Here is a 4332-nt window from a genome sequence, read left to right as displayed (position 1 = left end):
AGCGCTATAACAAAGCATTTAAGAGGGATTCACAACGCTTGTCGATTTCGGTTTAAATAGGCTTTAGTGCCTAAAGTACAATGGCTTAGGTTTTGTTGGTGGCGTTGCTCACCTCTTAATGCGGCGTTGAACGACGGCTGCCGGGGCTGGAGCAGACAGTGGGTCACCGATACCTGGCTGGACGCAGCGGGTCGGATGATGTCATTTGCTTTCCGCTGCTGAATGTCTGTAATCAGTCTGTACCAGCCCTTTAACGAAAATTTCTACAGGACGCCTTTGGCACGCGGTGGACCTGGCACGGATTGCATCCTGCAATGGTTTTGCTAACTGGTGGTGACGGGTGATTGGAAAGAGCAGAGGAGGGCCAAGGCTCTGGTCGTTGGATCTGGCAACAATGGCGGAACTTATTGACGGGGGGTTATCGGTGGTTATAATTGTAGTCATGGATAGCAGAGCCATCATCAAGAGACTGGAAGCCGATGGCTGGGCGCTGGTGCGCGTTCGCGGATCGCATCATCAGTTCAAACATCCGGACAGGCCTGGACTGGTGACGGTCAAGCATCCCGACAAGGATATCCCCATGGGCACTCTGCGTAATATCGAAAGGCAAGCTGGCTGGAGGTCATCATGAAATTACCCATCGTGCTCCACACCGATGACGGTGTGCGCTATGGCGTCACCGTGCCCGGATTACCGGGATGCTTTTCCGCGGGCAATACGCTGGACGAAGCGCTCGACAGCGTCCGCGAGGCCATTGATCTGCACCTGGAAGGAATGGCCGAAGAGGGCGAGCCGCTCCTGGAGCCGCGTTCGCTGGCGGAGTATCAAGCCGACCCGGATTATGCGGACGGCGTCTGGGCGGTCGTGGAAGTGGATGTGTCTCGCGTGGAAGGCAAGACGGAGAAGGTCAACATCACCCTGCCGCGCAATCTGATTCGCCGTATTGACGAGGTGGCCAGAACCCGAGGATCCAGCCGGTCCGGCTTTTTGGCCGAAGCCGCGCGGCAGGCGCTTCGGAAGGTTTAGACCGGTCCAGTGGTCCCCAAAAAAGCGGCTATGTGCCAAAACTGGCTGGAAACCAGCGGCTTTTGAGGTCAACACACCTAGTGCCGAAAAGGTGACGAAGGTTGGAATAGGGAGGCCGAAGGCGACCGTTTTCAGAAGGATCCTTGGTTGGATTGGAATGAGTGTTTGGTTCACGGAACTATGGCGGCGATATGGCGCACCCCTCGTGCTACACCTCTTTGCCGCGCTTCCCACAGATCGAACGCCATTTGCATACGCAGCCAGAACCCTGCCTCTATCCCCAAGGCAGCCTCTAGGCGGAGTGCCATACCTGCACTGATGCCAGCCCTGCCATTCAACACGGCCGACAACGATTGCCGCGTCACGTGGAGAGCCTTGGCGGCATCGGTGACGCTCATCCCCTCGGGCAAATATTCTCGTAGCACTTCACCCGGATGCGCAGGATTGTGCATTTCGCTCATAGCACCTCCTCAGTGGTAGTCCACATAATCCACCAGCTCCACATGAATCCCCTCAAACCGAAAGATCACTCGCCAGTTACCATTCACACGCACTGACCAGTATTCTTCGTAGTGGCCTGTCAGTCGGTGTAATCGCCATCCCGGCGCATTCATCTGTTCCGCAGATTCTGCTGCATCCAAGGCGGTCAACAAGACCCGCAACTTGGTCGCGTGATCCGGCTGGATTCCCGCCTTACTGCCGCTGCGATAGAACGCCTCGAGTCCCTTGTGGCGGAACGATTTGATCATGGATAGACTGTAAACCATCGCGCGACGCTTGTCACGTGTAGCGGAGACAGGCAAGATCGGCTTTCTGGCGCCAGAGGTGTCTTTACCGGCTCGACTCGCGTCACACTGAGCCTCGGCTTTCATCGCCTGTAGCCGGGCGCCCTCTGTAAACTGGGCAGGCGAGGAGGTCGTCGATTGCCAGACTCAGTGCCAGAGAGTAACCCTGATCTCCGCAAGATCATCCATGTGGACATGGATGCCTTCTTTGCGGCCGTAGAACAACGCGACAGGCCGGAGCTCCGCGGTCAGCCTTTGATCGTCGGCGGCGACCCAAACGGCCGGGGAGTCGTTGCCACCTGTAGCTACGAAGCCCGACGTTTTGGGATCCACTCGGCCATGTCGGCGGCACGGGCCCGCTCCCTCTGCCCGCAGGCAATCTTTGTCCGTCCCCGCATGGAAGCCTATCGAGAGGCCTCCCGTCAGGTTATGGCTATCCTGCGCAGTTACACACCGCTCGTGGAGCCACTGTCGCTGGATGAGGCCTTTCTGGACGTCACTGCTGCCACCGCCGATGGTATCCTGGCGGTCGAAATCGCCCGCGAGATACTGGACCGCATTCATCGGGAAACGAGGCTGACCGCTTCGGCAGGGGTCTCCTATAATAAGTTGCTCGCCAAGCTCGCCTCCGACTGGCGCAAGCCCCATGGGCTTTTCGTTATCCCGCCCGAACGTGGTTTCGACTTCTTGGCGCCGCTGCCCGTTGGCAAACTGCATGGTGTGGGCCCGGCCACTGTAAAAAAACTATCCGCTATGGGCATCGACACCGTCTCGGATCTGCGGGCGATGGCGCAGGAGAGGTTGATTAGGTGTTTCGGTAAGGCTGGAGCTTGGTTTTACGAAGTGGCGCGGGGGATCGATAGGCGGCCCGTGCAGCCGACCCGCCAACGGAAATCGGTGGGTACCGAGCGGACCTTCTCGGAAAACCTGGAGGATCGAAGGACCATGCTGGCCACGTTACAGCAGATGGCCGAGCAGGTTGCGGCCCGTCTCCAGGCACTCGCCTTGGCGGGCTACACGGTGAACATCAAGGCACGCTTTCCCGACTTTGCCACGGTCACCCGAGCGCATACGGCGACCGAGGCCACCCGGAACACGGAAGCCATCGCGGCATTGCTACCAGAACTACTGGATCGGGCAGTTCCCCAGGGTGCGTCCGTGCGCCTGCTAGGGATCACAGTGAGCGGCCTCGTCCAAATCCAGGCGGCGAGCCGAGGCGCCCGCCAGCTGAACTTGCTGGACGGAATCCCCGATCTGCGGTAAGAACATGGCAAGAGAATAGGCGGTGATGCAGCGTAACTGGTCATTGAGAATGCAATGTCTTGTCCAGGATTTACATTGAAGTGACGCAAAAGTCCGGCAGCGGCAGAGACAGAGACAGAGACAGAGACAGAGACAGAGACAGAAAGCTTTGACCAGCCTTTCGAGTTTGCGGGGATCAATGGCGTAGCGTCCACACATGGCGTACCTTCTGAAAACGGATATACTGTACATAAATACAGCAGCGAAGGAATCGGCCATGTTAGTCAGTGTATACCCCCTGCGCGTTCGTGGGCGACGCCTCAAGGCGGATGCGGTAAAGCGGCAAACGCCAGTTCGCGGTGATCTGCGCACCTGCCAGCAACAATGCCACCTGGTAGCGACCCTGGAACTCGATATGCCCCTGGATGCACGCCCATTGCCACCACTGTACGACCCGAGACTGGTGCTCATCAGCCCGCAGTCGATGCGCTTGATGGGGTTCGAGAAGGTGGGGGATGGCGAGAACGCCACCACCTATATGCAGGAATGGCTGTGTGAGACGGACTGATATCGACCCGTTGCTGTCCTTCGCCCTGCGGCTACGACCGACAGCAACGCAGCGTAAGCAGTCGTCCAGCGGACTGACCATCATGTTCTCGAAATTCGTCACCATGGCTGTAAACCGTAGCCGTCTTTTGTGAATGGTTTTCGAGAATCGCAACACTTTGATTTACTGTGCAGAAATCACCGCCATCTGAAGACTCTCGAAAACGGTCGGTTGTGAGAAAAAACCTGTTTTTGGGGCTTTCATGTTTTACTGATAGACTATCTCTCTGCAATATAATCATTAAAGACTTATAAACCATGCCCAAAACTACGTCTGCGCCTTGGTTTCCACACCGCTATCATTTTATTTCCGGACTGCCCCGTTCAGGAACGACACTGCTGGCCGCGATTTTGAGTCAGAATCCCCGATTCAGGGCGGGGATGAGCAGTCCGGTAGCGGGTCTGGTGCATAAGCTGCTGCACGAGATGAGCGGTCAGAACGAGTTTTCTGTGTTTATCGACAACGGTCAGCGCGAGCGGATATTGCGTGGCGTGATGGAACAGTACTACGCAGAAGCTGAAGCGCCGGTCATTTTTGATACTAACCGCGCCTGGTGCAGCAAGCTCCCCCTTCTTTCCACGCTGTTTCCGGACAGCAAAGTCATAGCCTGTGTCCGGAATCTCTCCTAGGTGATCGACAGTATTGAGCGTCTGGTGCGTCAGAACATTCTGG

The 4332-nt window shown here is 57.0% G+C and carries 7 protein-coding genes; 5 read left to right on the top strand and 2 right to left on the bottom strand.

What is annotated here, in order from left to right; genetic code table 11:
• Positions 1-442 precede the first annotated feature (442 nt).
• Together AC2VNK_RS06760 and AC2VNK_RS06755 are read left to right on the top strand one after the other, a co-directional pair.
• Positions 443-631, top strand: a complete 189-nt coding sequence (locus tag AC2VNK_RS06760; protein WP_024894678.1) for a type II toxin-antitoxin system HicA family toxin — start codon at positions 443-445, stop codon at positions 629-631.
• Positions 628-1026, top strand: coding sequence for a type II toxin-antitoxin system HicB family antitoxin (locus AC2VNK_RS06755; RefSeq protein WP_486883251.1), 399 nt, complete (start codon positions 628-630; stop codon positions 1024-1026). The genes AC2VNK_RS06760 and AC2VNK_RS06755 overlap by 4 nt, the downstream gene beginning before the upstream one ends.
• Positions 1027-1196: 170 nt before the next feature.
• Here the strand turns inward: AC2VNK_RS06755 and AC2VNK_RS06750 are convergent, their stop codons facing one another.
• Positions 1197-1487, bottom strand: coding sequence for a HigA family addiction module antitoxin (locus tag AC2VNK_RS06750; RefSeq protein ID WP_486883250.1), 291 nt, complete (start codon positions 1485-1487; stop codon positions 1197-1199).
• Positions 1488-1496: 9 nt separating this feature from the next.
• A complete protein-coding gene (locus AC2VNK_RS06745) occupies positions 1497-1775 on the bottom strand; it encodes a type II toxin-antitoxin system RelE/ParE family toxin (RefSeq protein ID WP_486883249.1) in 279 nt (92 codons plus the stop codon).
• Positions 1776-1949: 174 nt separating this feature from the next.
• On the opposite strand from AC2VNK_RS06745, the gene dinB reads away from it, so the two are divergent.
• From dinB to AC2VNK_RS06730, 3 genes are all read left to right on the top strand, one after another.
• Entirely contained in the window at positions 1950-3074 is a 1125-nt protein-coding gene (dinB, locus tag AC2VNK_RS06740) for a DNA polymerase IV (protein WP_486883248.1), read from the top strand.
• Positions 3075-3330: 256 nt separating this feature from the next.
• Positions 3331-3621, top strand: coding sequence for a hypothetical protein (locus tag AC2VNK_RS06735; protein WP_486883247.1), 291 nt, complete (start codon positions 3331-3333; stop codon positions 3619-3621).
• A gap of 296 nt (positions 3622-3917) precedes the next feature.
• Entirely contained in the window at positions 3918-4289 is a 372-nt protein-coding gene (locus tag AC2VNK_RS06730; protein WP_486883246.1) for a sulfotransferase, read from the top strand.
• The last annotated feature ends 43 nt before the right edge of the window (positions 4290-4332 follow it).

The organism is Acidithiobacillus sp. TH-A35, assembly GCF_057473505.1.
The sequence above is the reverse complement of the archived record's forward strand: the minus strand, read 5'-3'. Positions and strand labels throughout refer to the sequence as shown.

Excerpts from the sequence above, each read along its gene's own strand:
- AC2VNK_RS06760 (WP_024894678.1), top strand. The coding sequence starts at position 443 with ATGGATAGCAGAGCCATCATCAAGAGACTGGAAGCCGATGGCTGGGCG.
- AC2VNK_RS06755 (WP_486883251.1), top strand. The coding sequence starts at position 628 with ATGAAATTACCCATCGTGCTCCACACCGATGACGGTGTGCGCTATGGC.
- AC2VNK_RS06750 (WP_486883250.1), bottom strand. The coding sequence starts at position 1,487 with ATGAGCGAAATGCACAATCCTGCGCATCCGGGTGAAGTGCTACGAGAA.
- AC2VNK_RS06745 (WP_486883249.1), bottom strand. The coding sequence starts at position 1,775 with ATGATCAAATCGTTCCGCCACAAGGGACTCGAGGCGTTCTATCGCAGC.
- AC2VNK_RS06735 (WP_486883247.1), top strand. The coding sequence starts at position 3,331 with ATGTTAGTCAGTGTATACCCCCTGCGCGTTCGTGGGCGACGCCTCAAG.
- AC2VNK_RS06730 (WP_486883246.1), top strand. The coding sequence starts at position 3,918 with ATGCCCAAAACTACGTCTGCGCCTTGGTTTCCACACCGCTATCATTTT.